Source organism: Diaminobutyricimonas sp. LJ205, from assembly GCF_009755725.1.
Lineage (GTDB): Bacteria > Actinomycetota > Actinomycetes > Actinomycetales > Microbacteriaceae > Ruicaihuangia.
Genome location: NZ_CP046619.1, coordinates 2759020 through 2777914 on the forward strand (window position 1 = coordinate 2759020; position 18895 = coordinate 2777914).

General features: G+C 65.8%; 17 protein-coding genes, 1 pseudogene and 1 riboswitch. Of the genes and pseudogenes, 1 reads left to right on the forward strand and 17 read right to left on the reverse strand.

Annotated features, from left to right (window positions below):
- Positions 1 to 14: 14 nt before the first annotated feature.
- The 12 genes from GO591_RS13485 to GO591_RS13540 form a co-directional block, all read right to left on the reverse strand.
- Positions 15 to 731: a FadR/GntR family transcriptional regulator gene (locus GO591_RS13485; protein ID WP_157157293.1), complete on the reverse strand. Its 717-nt coding sequence runs from the start codon at positions 729 to 731 to the stop codon at positions 15 to 17.
- On the reverse strand, positions 731 to 1570 hold the full coding sequence (locus GO591_RS13490) for a sugar phosphate isomerase/epimerase family protein (RefSeq protein WP_157157294.1): 840 nt from the start codon (positions 1568 to 1570) through the stop codon (positions 731 to 733). Before GO591_RS13490 ends, GO591_RS13485 begins: the two co-directional genes overlap by 1 nt.
- A complete protein-coding gene (locus tag GO591_RS13495; RefSeq protein WP_157157295.1) occupies positions 1567 to 2613 on the reverse strand; it encodes an isocitrate/isopropylmalate dehydrogenase family protein in 1047 nt (348 codons plus the stop codon). Before GO591_RS13495 ends, GO591_RS13490 begins: the two co-directional genes overlap by 4 nt.
- A complete protein-coding gene (locus tag GO591_RS13500; RefSeq protein WP_157157296.1) occupies positions 2610 to 3248 on the reverse strand; it encodes an aspartate/glutamate racemase family protein in 639 nt (212 codons plus the stop codon). The genes GO591_RS13495 and GO591_RS13500 overlap by 4 nt, the downstream gene beginning before the upstream one ends.
- Entirely contained in the window at positions 3245 to 4318 is a 1074-nt protein-coding gene (locus GO591_RS13505) for a Gfo/Idh/MocA family protein (RefSeq protein ID WP_157157297.1), read from the reverse strand. The genes GO591_RS13500 and GO591_RS13505 overlap by 4 nt, the downstream gene beginning before the upstream one ends.
- The gene (locus GO591_RS13510; protein ID WP_157157298.1) at positions 4315 to 5109 is read right to left on the reverse strand and encodes a DUF6282 family protein; all 795 of its coding nucleotides are present in this window, start codon (positions 5107 to 5109) and stop codon (positions 4315 to 4317) included. The genes GO591_RS13505 and GO591_RS13510 overlap by 4 nt, the downstream gene beginning before the upstream one ends.
- Positions 5109 to 6002 carry a carbohydrate ABC transporter permease gene (locus GO591_RS13515; RefSeq protein ID WP_157157299.1) on the reverse strand — a complete coding sequence of 298 codons (894 nt, stop codon included), beginning with the start codon at positions 6000 to 6002 and terminating at the stop codon, positions 5109 to 5111. The genes GO591_RS13510 and GO591_RS13515 overlap by 1 nt, the downstream gene beginning before the upstream one ends.
- Complete coding sequence (locus tag GO591_RS13520) at positions 5999 to 7003, reverse strand: carbohydrate ABC transporter permease (protein ID WP_157157300.1); 1005 nt, start codon at positions 7001 to 7003, stop codon at positions 5999 to 6001. The genes GO591_RS13515 and GO591_RS13520 overlap by 4 nt, the downstream gene beginning before the upstream one ends.
- Positions 6972 to 8234: a purple acid phosphatase family protein gene (locus GO591_RS13525; RefSeq protein ID WP_157157301.1), complete on the reverse strand. Its 1263-nt coding sequence runs from the start codon at positions 8232 to 8234 to the stop codon at positions 6972 to 6974. Before GO591_RS13525 ends, GO591_RS13520 begins: the two co-directional genes overlap by 32 nt.
- Before the next feature lie 26 nt (positions 8235 to 8260).
- Positions 8261 to 9328, reverse strand: coding sequence for a glycoside hydrolase family 5 protein (locus GO591_RS13530; RefSeq protein WP_157157302.1), 1068 nt, complete (start codon positions 9326 to 9328; stop codon positions 8261 to 8263).
- 44 nt (positions 9329 to 9372) lie between these two features.
- Positions 9373 to 10677, reverse strand: coding sequence for an ABC transporter substrate-binding protein (locus GO591_RS13535; protein WP_157157303.1), 1305 nt, complete (start codon positions 10675 to 10677; stop codon positions 9373 to 9375).
- A gap of 220 nt (positions 10678 to 10897) precedes the next feature.
- Positions 10898 to 12319, reverse strand: coding sequence for an NAD-dependent succinate-semialdehyde dehydrogenase (locus GO591_RS13540; protein ID WP_304506158.1), 1422 nt, complete (start codon positions 12317 to 12319; stop codon positions 10898 to 10900).
- Between GO591_RS13540 and GO591_RS13545 the strand changes: the two genes are divergently transcribed.
- Positions 12269 to 12814 (forward strand): PucR family transcriptional regulator, encoded by a 546-nt coding sequence (locus GO591_RS13545; RefSeq protein ID WP_157157304.1) that lies wholly within the window; start codon positions 12269 to 12271, stop codon positions 12812 to 12814. The two genes, GO591_RS13540 and GO591_RS13545, sit on opposite strands and share 51 nt — an antisense overlap.
- A 37-nt stretch (positions 12815 to 12851) precedes the next feature.
- On the opposite strand, the gene GO591_RS13550 is transcribed toward GO591_RS13545, so the two are convergent.
- From GO591_RS13550 to GO591_RS13570, 5 genes and pseudogenes are all read right to left on the reverse strand, one after another.
- Positions 12852 to 14216, reverse strand: a complete 1365-nt coding sequence (locus tag GO591_RS13550) for an NAD-dependent succinate-semialdehyde dehydrogenase (RefSeq protein WP_157157305.1) — start codon at positions 14214 to 14216, stop codon at positions 12852 to 12854.
- Positions 14217 to 14293: 77 nt separating this feature from the next.
- A pseudogene (locus GO591_RS13555) lies at positions 14294 to 15674 on the reverse strand (L-serine ammonia-lyase).
- Between the two features lie 147 nt (positions 15675 to 15821).
- Positions 15822 to 15909: riboswitch (glycine riboswitch) on the reverse strand.
- A 102-nt stretch (positions 15910 to 16011) separates the two neighbouring features.
- Positions 16012 to 16392 carry a DUF2255 family protein gene (locus GO591_RS13560; RefSeq protein WP_157157306.1) on the reverse strand — a complete coding sequence of 127 codons (381 nt, stop codon included), beginning with the start codon at positions 16390 to 16392 and terminating at the stop codon, positions 16012 to 16014.
- A 281-nt stretch (positions 16393 to 16673) separates the two neighbouring features.
- Complete coding sequence (locus tag GO591_RS13565; RefSeq protein ID WP_232466182.1) at positions 16674 to 17906, reverse strand: AI-2E family transporter; 1233 nt, start codon at positions 17904 to 17906, stop codon at positions 16674 to 16676.
- A 237-nt stretch (positions 17907 to 18143) separates the two neighbouring features.
- Positions 18144 to 18737, reverse strand: a complete 594-nt coding sequence (locus tag GO591_RS13570) for an NADPH-dependent FMN reductase (protein ID WP_157157308.1) — start codon at positions 18735 to 18737, stop codon at positions 18144 to 18146.
- Positions 18738 to 18895: the final 158 nt, after the last annotated feature.

Genomic DNA, 18895 nt, shown 5'->3' on the forward strand with positions numbered 1-18895 from the left:
GGGCTCCGGCAGCATCAGAATCCCTTGACGCCGAGCGCGCGCGAGACGTCCTCGAGGTGCTCGCGCATGTGTGCGACCGCGGCGTCAGCGTCACGGCGACGGATCGCGTCGAGAATCTCGCCGTGGTATTCGAAGCCGCGGTGCGCCCGGCCGGGGACGTGCAGCGCGGATTGGCGGACCTTGAACAATACGTCGCGGAGCGAATCGAGAATGATCTCGTACAGCGGATTGTGGGTGGCCTTGGCGATCATTCCGTGAAACTCGACGTCGGCTGCGGCAGCGTCGTCGGTGGTCGGGTCAGCCGCCATCCGCGCGTGGATGGCCTCTAATTTCTTGATGTCGTCATCGGTGGCGTTCTCGCAGGCGATCCTGGCGATCTGAAGTTCAAGCATCAGCCGCACCTCGTGCACGTGCGAGTACTCGAGTTCCTCGGATCCACGCAGGAACGACCGGAACGCGTCGGTCACGAGCGAGGCATCCGCGGATGCCACGCTGGCACCCACTCCGGAGCGCACGCTGACCATGCCTCGCGCCGCGAGACCGCGAAGCGCCTCACGGACGACGGGCCGGGATACTCCGAACCCTTCGGAAAGCTCGCGCTCGGACGGCAGCTTGTCGCCCGCGACCATGTTGTTGTCGATGATCGACTTGGCGATCTGCTCGCTGACCTGCTCAGCGAGCGTGTGTGTTTTGAGTCCGTCACCGAAGGCGGTGGCGGGGGTTGTGGTCATCAAGCGCGCTCCTTCAATGCGGGAGCCATCTTCGCAAGCTCTGCGAGGGACAGCTCGGGGGTTCGGACCCCTGCGGACTGGAGATGCTCCATTGTGATCCACCCGGCGTATCCCCGGTCGAGAAGATCAGTGAGGAAGTTTCCGAGAGGCTCATCACGATAGTCGATGGCGGCGCGAGACGTGGTTTCGGCGATCTGCACCAGCTGAGGGAGGACCTCCGAACCAGCGAGCTCTTCCGCGGCCACCCGGTCGGATTCGACCACGTGATAGGTGTCGAAAATCAGCCCGACTGAGGTCAGCCCGTGCTCGGCAAGGTAGTCCGACGCGGCGCGCTGCTCGGTGATGAGAGTCACCAGCTTGGGGTTCTGCGGTTCGATCAGCACTCGAGTGCCAACCGTTTCGGCGTGAGCGGAGATCTGCGCGAGCGAGTCCGCGAGCAACTCATAGTGTCGGGCGGGGTCGGTGATGGCATCCGGTTCCATGATCCGGCCGAACGAGACCGCGGCGCCCAACTCGGCCGCGTGCTCAACCAAACGCTTCGAGTCAGCGACGGTCAGCGCCCGCAGTTCTTCGTCGGCTGAGCTGAGGCTCAGTCCACGCTTCTGGCACATCGGGCCGGTCGCCAGCGAGCTGACCCCGAATCCGGCTTGATCCAGCCGAGCACGCACAGCCGCCACCGGAAACTCCAGCGGCGACTCGACCTGCAACTCCACTCCGTCGTAGCCGGCCTCCTGCAGCGCGGTGACCGCGTCGTCGAACGAGCCCTCGAAGGCGGTGTTCATCAGGATGGTCGACTCCGGCGACATCACCGTGTACGCGACCGGGATGGGCAGGCTCATCTAAGGACCTCCAGGAGTTCTGCCGTGTACTGCGTGGTGGACGCAGATCCGCCGACGTCCACGGTCACCGTGTTCCCGCGCTCGAGCACGGTCCGGACCGCCTGACGCACGCGACCTGCTTCCTCGGCAAGGCCGACGTAGTCGAGCATCAGGGCGCCCGAGAGCACCATTCCGGTCGGGTTGGCGATGCCCTGGCCGGCGATGTCGGGAGCGGCGCCGTGGCAAGCCTCGAACATCGCTGCCTTGGTGCCGAGGTTCGCTCCCGGGCCGAGGCCGAGGCTTCCTGCGGCGGCGGCGGCGACGTCAGAAAGGATGTCACCGTACTGGTTGTCGAGCAGCACGACCGAGTTCTCGATCTGTCCGCGCACGATGTACATGCCGAGCGCATCCACCATGACGTCGACGAACTCCACGTCGGGGTTCGCTGCTGCGACCTCGCGGGTGATCGACAGCTGCATGCCGTCGACGACGTTCAGCACGTTGGCCTTGTGGCCGAGGACGACCTTGTTGTAGCCGGTGGTGCGGGCCAGGTCGAAGGCGTGCTCGGCGATGCGGCGCCATCCGCCTTCGGTCACGGTCTTCAGCGCGAAGCCCGCGTCGCCGATTCGGTGCTCGATGCCGCTGTAGATGCCCTCGGACACCTCGCGGACGATCGTGAACTCGGGGCGGTGCGGCTGGTCACCGATACGGAAGGACGGGATCGGACGGTCGTTGGCGTACAGGTCGAACGCGCGACGCAGCCCGTTGTTGACGCTGGGCCAGACCTGCAGCTTGTCGTCGACGACCTTCACGACCCGGCCGGTGCCCTTCGGAGCGCTCAGCGGTCCCTTGAGGATGGTGCCGATGCCGAGCAGTTTCTCGAGCTTGTCATCGGGAAGCGGATCGCCGGCGTGGCCTTCCTCGGTGAGGTGGCCGACGGGGTGGAACTCATAGGACAGGTCCGGTGCAACAGCCTGCAGCACATCGATGGTGGCCGCGATGATCTCGGGACCGATGCCATCGCCCTCGATCACGCCGATGGTGGTGGTGGCGCTCTGCGTCATTTCGTCTCGTTTCTTTCTGGGGCCTGTCGAAGGAAGTCAATGGCGTACGGCAGACCCCAGTCGATGGGGAGTCCGTAGGTGTTCTGGAGTGGCTCGGCAAGGACCGCGAGCGAGTACTGGGCAAGCACGATTCGCTGGCTGCCGCCTGCGACGCTCGCCTCGAGCGCCTCGGCCTCTGCCCGGTCACCGAGACCGGATGCCGGGTCGCCCTGGCAGCGCACCCAGTCGATTCGGGCAGCCTGGGCGAGACCGGTTCGCTTGAGGTGGTACTCGACCGCCGGCCGCGCGGCGTCGGCGCTGTACACGATGGTGAGGTGGGTGACCTCCGCTTCGGCGAGGGCATCGAACATGAGTTCGTCCGGTCCGGTGACCGGAACGCCAACGACCTGCCTGATCTCCTCGACCGTCTCCGGGAAGCTGGAGCAGGTCAGCCAGATGGCGTCGACCCCGCCGGAGGACAGTGTCAGCGCCATGTCCTTGAGCCGGGCACCCGAGTCCACACCCTGCGCGAGGTCGGGCAGCAGCCGGTCATCCAGCAAGGCCCACGGGGCTGCCGCCGGCAGGTCATCGCGGAGGTGTTGTTTGGCCAGCGCGAGCGCGCTGTCCGCGGCGTTGATGATGCCGATCCTGGTCATTGTTCCTCCCACCCGTGACGGGCCGCGAAATCTGCGATCCGCACGGTCTCGTCGCTTGTCATTGAGTCGTACGCCGCGAAGACGACGGCAAGCGTGCCGAGCGCGTCGTTGATCGTGGATTCCAGCGGGACTAGGCCGCTGCGCGCGTCGATAAAGTGCTGGAAGGCCGTGGCATAGCTCTGCTCGTAGGCGCGGGGCTCGGCCGGATAGGTCTCCACCTGGCGACCACCTGGCGCATCACGCACGACCGTCAGGGTGCCGTTCTGGTCGATCGTCGCCGTTCCCTCGGTGCCTTCGATGCGAACGTGCTCGCTGAGCACCGGTGCGGATTCGATCGAGTGCGACGCGTAGCTGCGGTCGATCACGGCGGTGGCCCGGTCGTAGCCGAGCATCAGCGTGACCACGTCTTCCCCGGCAATCCCTGGCGCGATCGAGTGGCCGCGTGCGTGCACGGTGGTCGGCGTTCCGAGCACGCTGCGGAGGGCGTCGATCTGGTGGATCGCGGACTCCAGCAGCAGGAAGCGGTCAAGCTCGGCGAAGTACGGCTGGCGGGCCAGGCTGAACGGGACATCCGGGTGCGCGGACGAGCGGATCGTCCCGGCGAACCGGGCGGACGAGGAAACGTGGAAGATGGTGCCGAGTCCGCCGCCGTCGACGAGGTCCTTGAGCTGGCGGTACCAGGACCGGTACCGCCAGTTGTCGTTCACCATGACGAGGGATGTCGCTTCCCGCGCGCGGCGGGCCACCGCGACGGCCCCGTCGAAGTCGGCGCAGAGCGGCTTCTGGCAGATGGCGTCCAGGTGTCGGTCGAACGCGTGCTGCAACAGGTCGGCGTGCGTCGACGGCGGGGTCGCGATGTCCAGCACGTCGACGGCTACGTTCTCGAGCGCCTCATCGATCGTGGCGAACGCGGATCCGACACCGAACTCGCGGGCCCGGGACGTGGCACGGTCCCGGTCGGGATCGATCACGGCGACGACCTGCGTTCCCGGCAGGTCTGCCCAGGCACCCAGGTGGTATTGGCTGACGTGGCCGGCACCGACGAGCGCTATCCGGGTTGGCTCAGTCATTCGCCATCACCCCACCCGAGCAGCGCGGCGGCGTTCAGCTCAGCGACAGTCGCCAGGTCATCATCCGAGATGCCCGCGGCGGTCAGGTCGCCGAGGAACTGCATGTATCCGTCTGCCGGGTCAACCGAATCCGGCTGGCCGAGGTCGCTGCCGAGCACGTTCCGCTCGGTGCCGACCGCGCGCATCTGCGCGACCAGTCCCGCCAGATCGAGCGGAGTGTTCCGGCTGCGCGGCACCACACGCTCCAAGTACGCCCCGTGCCTGGCCAGTTCCGTCTGCTCCTCGACGGTCATGCCGACCTCGAAATGATCCGGATGCGTCACCACTCGGCGTTGCACGCCGATCCGCTCGGCGGCCTGGAAGACATCCATCGTCACGGCCGGGGGGAGATGCCCGCTGCAGAGGACCAGGTCGTATTGCGCGCAGAGTTCCAGGATCGGCCAAACCTGTGCGAGGAACCCATCGGAGCCGTCCCGCGTGGTGGAGTCGAGAATCGACGCCGCATCCTGGGTCGGCAGCCAGACCAGGCGACCGCCGCTCTTCGCGGCCGCTTCGACAGCCGCCGGGTTCAGCCCGCCGACACCTGAGTTCAGGGCGACGCCGCCCGCGACCCGCACCCGGTCCTGAGCGGAGTCGAGGATCGCCGCGCCCACCGAGGTGGGCAGCTGGTGGCTCTTGTAGACCACTCCTCGGGCGCCGACGCGGGCGTAATCCTCGATCACTCGAGCGCCGTCGTACTTGCGCGGCCGGTCATCCGGCGCGAAATGCAGGTGGAAATCGATCGGGCGCACTATCCCTTCAGCGCCCCTCCGGAAAGACCCGCCGCCATGTACTTCTGGACGAACAGGAACAGCACGAAGGCGGGAATCAGGGTCATCACGCACGCGGCCATGAACGGTCCCATGAAATCGATGACCCCACCGGCGCTGAGGAAGGACCGCAGTCCGACCTGCAGCATGGTCACTTCGCCCTTGAACAGGATGGCGCTGGCCCAGATGAAGTCGTTCCAGATCTGCAGGAAGACCATGCAGGACACTGCCACCAGCCCGGTGCGGGAGACCGGCAGGAACACCCGGAAGAACGACCCGATCCGCGAGCATCCGTCCATGTACGCCGCCTCTTCCAACTCGACCGGGCAACTGGTCTGGAAGTACCCGTGCAGCACGAGTGCGGCGAACGGGGTGGCGAATCCGGTGTACGTGAGGATCATGCCGATGTACGTGTTGATCAGGCCGAAGTCCTCGAGCATGAAGTACACGGGCAGCAGCCGGGTGATCTCCGGCAGCAGCTGGTTCAGCACCAGAATCGCCAGCACGACTCCGACGATTCGCAGCTTCGAGCGGGCGGTGATGTACGCCGCCATGCTCGAGATGAGCGTGGTCAGCACCGCCGCCGAGATCCCGACCAGAAGCGAGTTCCCCAGTTGCTGCAGGAACGGCATCATGGCGAGCGCGTCGCGGAAGTTGTCGATGGTCGGCGACATCGGCAGCCAGATCGGCGGCGCCGAGGTGATCTCGGATGCCGGCTGGAACGCGCTCTTCAACATCCAGAAGAACGGCAGCAGCAGGTAGATCGCCAGCCCGATCGAGATGACGGCGCCGATGACCGAGCTGAACACCCGGATCGGGTCGACGCGCTTCTTGTGCTTGACCGCGCGTGGTGCGGTTGCGGATGCGGTTGTCACGAGTTGTTCTCCCGGTTCCGGCGGTCGATGACCATGTAGACCGCGCCGATGATCCCGCTGATGACGAGGATGATCGTGCTTGCCGCCGCGGCGATGCCGTACTGCCCGTCGACGAACGCCCCTTCGTAGGAGTACACCGCAAGCACGTTGGTGAGGTTCGCCGGCCCGCCACCGGTCATCAGGTACACCAGTTCGAAGTGCCCAACGGTACCGATGAGGAGCAAAGCGGTGAGGATGAGCAGCGTCGGACGAAGCATCGGCAGGGTGATGTTGAAGAAGGTCTGCCGACGGTTCGCGCCATCCATCTTCGAGGCGTCGTAGACAGCGCTGTCGATGGACTGCAGGCCGGCGAGGATCAGTGTGACTGCGAGCGGCAGGCCGCCCCAGATTCGGGCGACCGCGATAGAGAGCAGCGGCACACTGAACGGACCCCAGGTGGCCGTCTCGCCCAGGAAGCGGATCGGGGCGTCGACCCAGCCGAGCTCCATGAGGATCTGGTTGATCGGGCTCTGTCCAGGCGAGAACATCCACAGCCAGATGGCTGAGGCGACGATTCCGGGCACGAACCAGGGCATCAGCGCCACGCCGCGCAGCAGCCCGGTGCCGAACACCTTCCGGTTCAATGCCGGGGCAACGGCGAGACCGAGCACGATGATCGCGACCGTCACGACGACACCGAACGTTGCGGTGTTCAGTGCGGTCTGAAGGAACTCCGGCTCCGTGAGGATCTTGGCGTAGTTGTCGAACCAGACGAACGGGGTGCCGGCGAAGTTGACCCGGAAGATGTCGTAGTCGAGGAAGCTCAGCCGGATGGTGTCGAACATCGGGTAGAGCCCGAAGACCGCGACCATCAGCAGTGCTGGCAGGACCATGAAGAGGTCGAACAGGTGCCGGGAACGGCGACCGCCGCGCGTGCGAGGGGCGCGCCGTCGTCCTGCGGTCGGGGTGTCGACCTTAGCCGTCGGCTTGTCAGGCGCGAGCTGAAGTGAACCGGAGCTCATCGAGGACCACCTCCTCCTCGGACGGGTCAGCGGGGACGCCCGCGACGCGGATGGTGAGGCTGCCGTCTTCGGCGAACTCGAGCTGCGCCCAGCAGTGGTGGGTGCGGCTGCGCACCGCCGTCCACTCGGGCGCCGTCTCGTGGGCGAAGGTCGAGAACGACTTGTTGATGTTGCTCATCTTGCCGCCGGGGCTCACCTTGACCCAGACGGTTCCCTCGCCGGGTTCGTAGTCGGTGAGGGCGAGCGAGGTCGGCGTGTTCGTCGCGGGGACGTCGCGCAGCGGGAAGGTGCGCTCGTACGCCTGGTCGTGGGTGGTCATCGCCACCCGGATGCCGAGTTTCTCGAAGACCGGGCCGAGCTGGGCACGCAGTTCCAGGTTGGACGGGTGGTTCGTGCCGTCGGCGAAGGGGGCGACGTGCATGTACGGGATGACCCACTCGAAACCACGACGCTGCGCGTCCTCGATGTCGGCGATCATCCAGTCGATGCGTTCCTGGGGGATCTCCCCCCACATCTCCCACGCGTTCAGTGCAACGAAGTGCACGTGCCCCACGTCGAAGGAGTAGCAGTGCAGGCCCTCAGGGCCTGCGGGAACTGCGAACCGGTCCAGCCAGGGTTCGATCTTCTCCTGAAGGACGTACATGAACTCGTGGTTTCCCCAAGTGGGCTGCACCGGGGCGACCGAGAAGGCGGGTTCCATCTGGTTGAAGAAGTAGTCGATCGCGTCTTCGAGGTACTCAAAGCGGCGGTCGGTGTCGAAGTAAGCGAAGTCACCGCCCTCGAGGGTGAGCAACGGCCGGTACTTCGCGATGCCGTCGATCACGCGCGCGGTGCCGTTGGTCAGCCCGTCGCGGCGACCAAGCAGTCCGGTGTCGGCGACGAAGGCGGCGTTGAAGGCGAAGCGTTCCAGCGCAGGAGCGGCGGTGGCGAACTCGCGCGGCTCGGTCCAGTCGTCCGCAGCGATCTCAACCGCGTACTCGTAGCGCTCCTGCGGCCGGAGGCCGAGGAACGCGGCCTCACGCACGGCGCCGGTTTCGACGGTGGCTCGCACAGTCGTGTCGACGTTGTTCCAGTCGGCGGTTCCCGCTTCGCGGATGCGAGCACGGAGTGCCGAGGAGACATCCGGGGTCTTCCACACCACGTTCATGGTCGTCGCGGTGTCCCCTACCCAGGAGAGGTGAACCTCATTTCGGCCGGGGAAGTCGTCGCGGAAGTCTGTCCTGCTCGTCACTCGAGTCTCCTTCGTCTCGTCGCTGGTCATGCTCGTCCTCTCACCGCTCCGGTCATCCGCCCCAGTTCATAGAAGAAGGAGCGCTTGCGTGGGGTCGTGAGACCCCACTGGACGGGCGGGCACTGATACCCGTCGTTGTAGTCGTTGGCATCGCCCGGATCGAAGAACCCCCATGAGGCGTAGTTCTCGGTCGCGGCGAGGAAGTTGTTGGTGGGCTTGAAGAAGTCGAAGTGATTGTCTTCGTTGAAGACGATCGGCTTGGCACCGCCCGTCTGGTTCGCCTTCATCCGCACGTCGCGCACCATCTCGGCGATGATGCCCGGGTCGTCGAGTCCATTGGCGTGCAGCAGCACGAAGTCCATGGCTGCAACGAGTTCCTCCGACGGCAGGTAGTCGTCGGGGAGCGCCCCGTAGCTTGCGGACACCGGCCGGTCGGTCAGTTCGCGCACCCGGGCGATCAGCTCAGGGAGCCGCGCCGGCATCAGGATGTCGTGGTTGTAGCGAGGGATGTTGCATTCGTTCGCGACCTCGATGATGACGTTGGTCACGTCGTTCTCATCGAGCCAGCGGATGACGTTCTCGACTGCTCGGATGACGGCGGCCTCGTCGGCGAGACGCTGGTCCTGGCCGAAGTAGAACAGGCCGAGGATCACCACCATGCCGTTCCGGTCCGCGGCATCCAGCACCCGCTTCAGCCGCGCCATCCACTCCGGCTTCAGCGAGCCGTCTGCCTCGTAGGCGGACACCAGCCAGGGCTGCTGCTTCGGCACGACACCGTCGATGCCACGGCCGCGACCCCGGACCGGGTTACCGCACTGCAGGTTGAGAGTCATGCCGAGCAGGCCGAAGGCCCGCCAGGTCGGCAGTTGGGCAAGGAACTCGGTCAGGTTCCGTTCCGCGTCCCATTCCCCGGTGTCGGGGTAGGCCCACTTCGATCGGGTGTCCGGGTTCTCGTCGTCGAAAATGGCTTGCACCATTCGCGAGTTGAAGAGAAGCCCTTCGATGACCTTGTCCTCGTACGCTTGGCCACGGTAGGTGGGTTCCCCGTTGATGAGGAACTTCTCTCCCGCGATCGAGACTGTTGTCTTGCCCAACTGCCCGCCCTTTCGGCTGGTGTTACTTAGCTATCCCGCCCGACCTACTGCTTTGCGCGGTCGAGGATTTCCTGCATCTTCTTTTCTGCGGTGGCGATCGCCGTGTCGGCGTTCTCACCAGAGATCAGAACGGCCGAGAAGAGGTCCCACAGCACGCCGCCGGGCTTCTCTTCACGGATGATCGGCCAGAACGGTGACGGGTACTGCGAGGTGTGGGCGTCCTCAGCGAGGATCTCGGTGAACACCGACTGGTAGTCCTCAGAGGTCCAGAAGTCGGACGCCATGACTGCCTTGTTGGTGCTCATCCAGCCGCTGACCTCGGAGATCGTCTGCATGTTCTCGTCGTTCGAAAGGAACGCGATGAACTCGACGGCCTCGTCGGGGTGCTCGGTACCGTGCAGCACGCCCCAGTAGCCGGAGCCTGTGTACGACGCGGAGTTCTCCGGGCCGGCGGGGATCCGCGCAGCGGCCCACTTGCCCTCGAGTTCCGGGTTGTCACGGATCAGCGACTGGAACGATGTCGAGCCTGCGGCGCCGATCATGGCGACTCGGCCCGCCTTGAAGTCGACCATCGGGTCGTAGTTCGGGTCCATGAAGTCCGGCGGAACCGAACCGTCATCGACGAGCGACTTCATGTAGTCGAGTGCCTTGCGCATCTCCGGGGTGTCAAGCGTGGCGGTGGTGCCGTCCTCGGACATGTACTCCTCGCCCGCCTGCCAGAGCGCAGGGACCAGGCCCTGCACAACCTCGGCGCTGCTGAAGGTGTAGCCGTACTGGCCATCCTTCGTGAGCGCCTTGGCGACCTTGCGAACCTCTTCCCAGGTCGACGGCGGCTCGCTGAAGCCGGCCGCTTCGAGCAGGTCGGTGCGGTAGAGCATCGCACGCGGGTCGGTGCGCCACGGGATGCCGTAGAACTCGCCGTTCCACTGGGCGTCAACCAGGAGCGGTTCGGCGAAGCGCTCTTCCAGGTCGGGCCAGTACTCGTCCTTGTAGTCGGTGATCGCCATCGGGCCGACCTTGCCGCCGCCGAGGGCCGCGTTGCTGTGCAGCTGGGTCATGTCACCGACGTCGGGGGCATCCGCACCCTGGGCGACGAGCATCCACCGGTCACGGGACTGTGCGAAGTCGATGAACTCGACCTCGACCGCGGTGCCGGTCTGCTCTTCGAAGTCCGCAGCGATTCCCTCGATGGCAGTGCGCCATTCGGCGGGGTCGCCGTAGATCTGGGTCCAGAACTCGAGCTTGACGTCCTCGCCGTTGCTCGATTGGTCACCAGCTGACGAGCAGCCTGCCAGTGCCAGAAGACCTGCGGCCGCGATTGCTGCCGTGATCCTGATTGATTTCACCATTGACCTCAATTCAGTTGAATGAATGTGTGTGGAGCCTCTGGTATGACAGGATGACAGCCAGACCGCAACAAGTCAACACCTTGCTTTACGGAATGTATTGCGAGTTGCCTGCGGGCTTGGCGCGCTCGTCTGGTCAGCGGACAGGAACTGATCACAAAAAGGGGCCCGCGCCGTGCTGGCGCGGGTCCCTCCTGTGATTTCCGCTGGTGACGCGGTATGTCTAGGACGGGTTCGGGATCAGGGTGTACTTCGTCTCGAGGTACTCGTGGATTCCCTCGGTGCCGCCTTCGCGCCCAACGCCCGACTGCTTGACACCGCCGAACGGTGCCGCCGCGTTGGAGACCACGCCGATGTTCAGGCCCATCATCCCGGTGTCGATCGCCTCGATCATGCGCTGGCCGCGCTGGAAGTCCTGCGTGAACACGTAGCCGACCAGTCCGTACTCGGAGTCGTTCGCGATGCGCACTGCCTCGTCCTCGTCCGAGAACCGGATGATGGCGACGACCGGGGCGAAGATCTCCTCGGCCTTGATCGCCATCCCGTCCGTCACCTGGTCGAGCACGGTCGGTTCGAAGAAGCTCCCGTCGCCCTCGATCGCGGAGCCACCGGCGAGCAGGACCGCTCCCTTGGCCACGGCGTCGTCAACCAGTCGTTGGGTGTTCGCCACCGCCTTGTGATCGATCAGCGGGCCGATGTTCACGCCGTCGTCGATGCCGCGTCCCACCTTCATCGAGCGAACGCGCTCCGCAAGGCGGGCCGCGAACTCGTCGGCGATGCCCTCCTGCACGATGAACCGGTTGGCCGCGGTGCAGGCCTGTCCGATGTTGCGGAACTTCGCGGCCAGCGCGCCCTCGACCGCCGCGTCGAGATCGGCGTCGTCGAAGACGACGAACGGGGCGTTGCCGCCCAGCTCCATGGACGTGCGTAGCACGTTCGGTGCCGCCTGCTTCAGCAGGGCGACGCCTACCGGCGTGGAGCCGGTGAAGCTGACCTTGCGAAGCCGCGGGTCGCTGAGGAGCGCCTCGGACAGCTTGCCGGTGGAGGTCGTCGTGATCACGTTCACGACGCCCTTCGGCAGGCCGGCTTCCTTGAGGAGTGCGACGAGGGCGAGGGTCGTCAGCGGCGTGAGGGTCGCCGGCTTGATGACCACGGTGCAGCCGGCCGCCAACGCCGGACCCAGCTTGCGCGTCGCCATCGCGAGGGGAAAGTTCCACGGCGTGATCAGGTAGCACGGGCCCACCGGGCGTTGTGTGACGATCATGGTCCCGGTGCCTTCCGGGTTCGTGCCGTAGCGGCCCTGGATCCGCACCGCTTCCTCGGCGAACCAGCGCAGGAATTCGCCACCGTAGGCGACCTCGCCGCGCGCTTCGGACAGCGGCTTGCCCATCTCTAGGGTCATCAGCAACGCGAACTGCTCCTTGCGCTCCTGCAGCAGGTCGAACGCACGGCGCAGGATCTCGCCGCGCACTCGGGCGGGAGTGCGTGCCCAGTCCGCCTGGGCTGCGGCCGCGGCATCCAGTGCTCGGATACCGTCGGCGACCGAAGCATCCGCCACTGTCGCGATCCGACGTCCGGTGGACGGATCGAGCACGTGGAAGTGCGATCTGCGGCCCGCCCCGACAGTGTGTTCTACGCCGAGCAGGGTGACGACTTCGTGCTCTGTATGGGTCGCGCCGGCGGAGATCTCGCAGCCGAACTCGCGGAACGATTCAGCCTGTCGGTCGGCGTCTCAGAGGCCGCAGAGTGGGATCAGCTGCCGACCGCTCTCGCGCAGGCGCGGCAGGCACGGGATCGCGCCGAGGAATCGGGTGCGGGCGTCGCGTCGTTCGATGCCATCGCGCGCGAGGGAGTCGTTGCGTATCTGGCTGGCACGGATGCCACCGCCATCGCCGGCGCGATGCTGGCCCCGCTCGATGCCCACGATGCAACGAACGGCACCGAACTGCGTCACACCTTGCGGGTTTGGCTCGCGCACGATGGCCGGTTCGACCCCGCAGCCGAGGAGCTGGGGGTGCACCGGCACACCGTGCGCAACCGAGTCGCCTTGATTGAACGGTTGCTCGAACGCGATCTGCGCTCGTTCGCGGTTCGCGCCGACCTGTGGGTGGCGCTCCTCGCGACGGACACCGGTGATTGAGGAGCGCCGCGAGCGAAGCGAGTGACGCGTCTCGAAATCACCCGATCCGGATCAGCTTCTTGTTGACGAACTCGTCGGCGCCGAAGCGGCCAAGCTCACGACCCGAGCCCGACCGTTTGATGCCACCGAAGGGCAGTTCCGCGCCGTCGGCGAGCACGACATTGACGAACACCATGCCGGCCTCGATCTGGTCGGCGACCCGCATGGCCTGGTCCTTGTCGGTCGTGTAGACGTACGAGCCGAGGCCGAAAGGCGTGTCGTTGGCGATCCGCACGGCGTCAGCCTCGTCCTTCGCACGGAACACCTGTGCGACCGGGCCGAAGAACTCTTCCCGCGAGGCCGGGTTCTCCGGGGTGACGTCGGTCAGCACGGTCGTCTCGAAGAACGCGCCGTCGCGACCGCCGCCATGCACCAGGGTGGCGCCATGCTCGACCGCACGCTTGACCTGCTCGGCCAGATTGTCGGCGGCGCGGAGCGAGGAAAGCGGGCCGAGCGCAGAGTCCGCCGAGGTCGGATCGGTCGCCTCGATTTCGGCGAGCTTGGCGGTGAACTTCTCCAGGAACGACTCGTACAGCTCGTCCGCGACCACGAAACGCTTGGCGGCGTTGCAGGACTGCCCGTTGTTGTCGAGGCGCGCGTCCACGGCGTGCTGCACCGCCGTGTCGAGGTCATCGGTGGAGAGCAGGATGAATGGGTCGGACCCGCCGAGCTCGAGCACGACCTTCTTCAGGTGGCGTCCCGCGACCTGGGCAACCTGTGCGCCGGCCCGCTCGGAGCCGGTGAGCGAGACCCCGTGAACCCGCGGGTCGGCGATGACCGTCTCGATCTGATCGTGCGACGCATAGATGTTGACATAGGCACCCTCTGGGAAGCCCGCGTCGCGGAAGATCTGCTCGATGGCCGCGGATGATTCGGGGCACTGCTCGGCGTGCTTCAGCAGGATGGTGTTGCCGATGATCAGGTTTGGCCCGGCGAAGCGAGCGACCTGATAGTAGGGGAAGTTCCACGGCATGATGCCGAGCAGCGGTCCCAGAGCGGAGCGGCGAACGAGCGCCGACCCTTCACCATCCAGAAGCTGGATCGGCTCATCCTCGAGGAACTTGGCCGCATTGTCGGCGTAGTACTCGTAGATCGCCGCAGCGAAGTCCACCTCGCTGAGGGCCTGCTCGATGGGCTTTCCCATCTCGCGGACGATAATCTCGCCCAACTGCTGGCGGCGTTCCACGTGAAGTTCGGCCACGCGGCGGATCAGGGCGGCACGTTCCTGGACGTCAGTCGATCTGGACCATTCGCGGAAGGCCTTGTCCGCGGATGCGATCGCCTTTTCCAGATCGGCCTCGCTGATCGTCTCGAACGTCTTGACGATCTCTCCGGTGGCAGGGTTTGTCACGGCGTAGCTCACTGCGATCCTCTTCTCCGTTGAATGGATACGTGTACCCGTAAGGATAGGAGCAACACGCTGAGTTCGGGTGGGCCCGACTAGCACTCAACGACGTTGACGGCGAGGCCGCCCATCGCGGTCTCCTTGTACTTGGCGCTCATGTCGCGGCCGGTCTCGCGCATCGTGATGATCACTTCGTCGAGCGAGACGCGGTGCTCGCCATCTCCCCACATCGCCATTTTCGCGGCGTTGACGGCCTTCGCTGCGCCGATCGCGTTGCGTTCGATGCACGGAACCTGAACCAGACCGCCGATCGGGTCGCAGGTGAGCCCGAGGTTGTGCTCCATCGCGATCTCGGCGGCGTTCTCGACCTGCTGCGGCGTTCCGCCAAGCACCTCGGCCAGTCCGGCGGCAGCCATCGACGACGCCGAACCGACCTCGCCCTGGCAGCCGACCTCGGCGCCGGAGATCGACGCCTGCGTCTTGTAGAGCACACCGACCGCGGCCGCGGCGAGGAAGAACCGGACGACGGCGTCCTCCTTCTCCTCCTCCGAGCCATTGGCGACCGCCGGGACGAAGTTCAGCACGTAGTGCAGCACCGCCGGAATGATCCCGGCAGCCCCATTGGTCGGTGCCGTGACGACGCGACCGCCGGAGGCGTTCTCTTCGTTCACGGCGAGCGCGATGAAGTTCACCCACTCCTGCCAGAAGGCGGGGTTGTTCTCGGCGCCCTCGGCTTGCAGCCGGCGATACCAGTCGGGGGCGCGCCGGCGCACCTGCAGTCCACCCGGCAGCAGTCCCTCGCGGGACAGGCTGCTGGTGACGCAATCCGCCATCACGTCGCGGATGCGAAGGATTCCGGCGCGGACCTCGTCGGCGCTTCGGGTAGCGAGCTCATTGCGAAGCATCACTCCGCTGAAGGCGAGGTCGTGCTCGGCGCAGTGCCGGAGGAGCTCTGCCGCAGTGCCGAACGGCAGGGGCTCCGTGACATCCGCCTCCTGCATCGCCTCGGAATCGCCGTCGCGCACGATGAATCCGCCACCCACCGAGTAATAGGTGGGCCGAGTCGATGGTGCCGCCGTGATCGTCGCGCACCTCGAACCGCATGGCGTTGCTGTGCCGCTTGAGCACAGTCAGGGGGTGCAGAACAATGTCCGACTCGCGGAATGGCAACTCGCGGGTGCCGGCGATGCGCACGGTGCCGTCTGCCGTGATCCGCGCCAGGTGCTCGTCGACCTCGGTCGGCAGGATCTCGTCGGGCCGGTTGCCTTCGAGGCCGAGCAGCACAGCTGGGAAGGTGCCGTGCCCGCGCCCGGTGGCGGCGAGCGAACCGTACAGATCCACTCGGAGTTCGTGCACGTCGAGCGCCCGGGTTCCGAGCGCTGCGACGAACTCGGCGGCGGCGCGCATCGGCCCGACGGTGTGCGAACTCGAGGGTCCGATGCCGACCTTGAACAGGTCGAAGACGCTGATGGCCATCTGGGAACTCCTTGGTCGGATGCTCGGTGCGGGCGCACCGAACGTGACAATGGGTTCCTCCCGCTCTGTCTCGAACCTGAGAGTTTCCGCGGATGTCGATCCGCTTGCACCGTCGGTGGACGCCTGAGCGCCGCTTTTCAGAGTTGCCTCGCCTCTGCGGTCCTGGGGCCTGAGAGATTCCCGGGAGGGGTTGCTCCTACGGCACCTGCTGGGCAGGTTCTCCCGCAGTGGGTCGTCGACGTGTTCGGTTGTGGAGCTCAGCTAATCATGAATGCCCGGATGCCGACACCTGCCACTTGCCATCCCTCGTAGTTGATGGCGACGGTTGCTCCGACGCCTACGCGTCTCGCGGGACCAGGCGAATGGTCAGCGGTGCAGCGTCCGGACCGGTGACGGTTCCGACGATCCGTGGACCGTAGCGGTCGTATTTGGCGTGGTAGGCCGCGTCGACCGCGGCGTAAGAGGCGGCATCCGCCTCGGCGAAGTGGACATCGCGCTCGATCCCACCCGCGCGGATGCGGCCAGCGCCGCTGGCCTTGGCGCGCACGTACCAGGGATTGTCCGGACCGTACGCCGAGCGCACGTAGAGGTCGTCGCCGGCACGAACCACCCACATCGTGATGTACGGGCGCAGAGTCCCGTCCGGTCGCACGGAGGCTAGCTTCAACTTCTCGGCGCTGCCCACCTTGCTCAACTCGTCGGCGGTCCATTCAGCCATCTCGGCCCCTCTTCCGTCACTTCTGCGCCCCCGAGCACACTATGCCGAACACCAGTAGAACGCTTCGGTGTACCCCGAATCAGCAGGACTCCCCCCGAAAGTGGGGATGGGGAGGCCCGCCGATGTACCCCTATGCTTGCCGAGTTCGCCTCACTCCCAAGGTCCCCCAAACCCTTGAGCGGTGTCGGGTTGCGAACCGGTAAGTCAGCTTCGCCCCGCGTCCGCAGCGACATTCGGGTTGTCCGCCGACGCGGGGCGGAGCTACCACCCGTCTGCCCGGGTTACTGCTCTGGGGCGGGTGCGGCCTTGTCTGGGGCGGGTGCGGCCTTGTCTGGGGCGGCATTCACCTTGTCTGCTTTGCGCGCCTTGCGCTGGGCTTTTGCCAGGGCATCGAACTGGGCCATGGCCACTTTTGTCTCATCGTGCTCGCCGAGTATCGGCCGGATCCAGGTCATCGCCGGGTTGGAGTCCACGAGGACCAAACGAACGAGGAGCGTCAATGGGATCGCCAGGATCGCCCCGATCGGTCCGAGGAGGACGGCCCAGAACAGCACGGAGAAGAAGGTGATCGTCTGGCTCAGGCTCACGGCCCGGCCGATGATCCGGGGCTGAATCACCGATTGGATGACTCCGTTGATGACGCCATAGACGACGATGACGGCGGTCACGGTCTGCCACCCGCCGACGAGAGCCCCGAAGATGATCGGCGGGACAAGGGCGATGAAGTACCCGATGTTCGGGATGAAGGAGCAGACGAACGCGAGCAGACCCCAGATGAACGCGCCGGGGACTCCGATGATGAGCAGCGCGATCCAATCGGCGATGCCCTGCGCCGCGCCCAGCCCGGCAGTCGCCACCATGTACCGCCGCACGTTCGAGCCGTAGGTGGCCAGGGCGGCTGCGACGAGCGGCCGTGCGGGGTACAGCTGCCTGAGCAGGGTCGGGACGAATGCGGCATCCATGCCCATCAGCAGCAGCATCGTGAAGACGATGACGAGTAGTGAGACCCAGCCGGTGAGCCCGCCGATCAGGTCACCGACGAATCCGACCAGCGCCGCCGGATCAAAACTCGCGAACATGTCGTGGATCTGGTCGGTGACGATGCCGGTCGAGGCCAGTGCCGCCGCGACATCCTGCCCGAACGCCGCGATCTCGTCGCTGAACTGCTCCAGCAAGTCCCCGAACTGGCCGAAGGCGACCATGATGGCGTAGCCCAGCCCCACGAGCACGAGCAGCACGGCGACAATCACCGCCGTTGTAGTGATGCCACGCGGCACTCCTCGCTTTTCAAGCCACACCCGCAGCGGGTGCACACAGATGGTGAGCACGATCCCGAGGAAGAAGGGGGCGAAGATTCCCGAGATCGCCGCAAGCCCGAAGGCGACGACGGTCGCCCCTCCGAGTCCCATCAGGATGAAGGCGTTGCGGTGCGGGTTCGACGGCTCCGCTGCGGAGAGGAGACCCGTCGCGCCTACCGGTGACTCCTTCTTGGGTTGCTTCCTGTTCCACCACAAGAAGCCCCTCGACGATCCGTCTTTGGATCGCTTCCTGTTCCACCACACGATGTCTCCGATCTCAGTCCGAACGTATCGAGCGGTGGAGCGGCGCGAATCATTCGATCTGAGTGATGCGGCGAGTCGAGCATTACGGGTGCTGGCCGGGCGAGACCCGGTCGACAAGCCACAAAACCCCCTCCAGAAGGAGAGGGTTTTGGGAACTGACGCGTCTGAACTGACGCTGTCTGGACTGACTCAGTTGGCCGCGGCCGTGAGAATCCGCTCCCGCAGGGGCGACATCGCTTCTGTCAGGTCACTCAGCTGGTCGAGAAGCTGAACGGCCGAGTCCTCGATGATCGGGGTCGGCGCGAAGCCGCCCTCTGGGGTACGGAGCGTGCCAATCATCGGGATGATCACCGTGTCAGGCATGGTCACCATCTTCAGCGCCGTGCCGATCTGCTTCAGGATCTGGGCCGCCCGCAGCCCTCCGGAGATTCCGCCGTAGCTGACGATGCCCAGTGGCTTGTGTGCCCATTCGTGGAACAGGTAGTCGATGGCGTTCTTGGTGGCCGCGTTGATGGCGTAGTTGTACTCGGGGATGACGAAGACGAACGCGTCGGCGCGGTCGATGATCGCGCTCCAGGCCTTGGTGTGCTCGTGCTGGTAGTCGCGCAGCCGCGGATGGTTCGGCTCATTGAGCAGTGGCAGCCCAACCTCTGCCAGGTCGATGATTTCAACGTCGAACCGGTCATCCACGCGAGCTTGAGCGGCGAACCAGTCGGCGACCGGGCCTCCGGCTCGTCCGGGGCGGGTGCTGCCGATGATGACCTGCAGTAGGGGCTTCGTCAAAGTTTTCTCTCCTTCTTGCTTGTCCCTTCTTTCTACCTGCTTGCGGGGCGCGGCGGGCGCCACTGCTGGGTTGTCGGCGGCTGCTACGGTGGCGGGCGTGGTCGGCACGTTGTCGGCGAACGGCTGACCCAAGGCGTTTACCGTCACAGCTTGGTCTG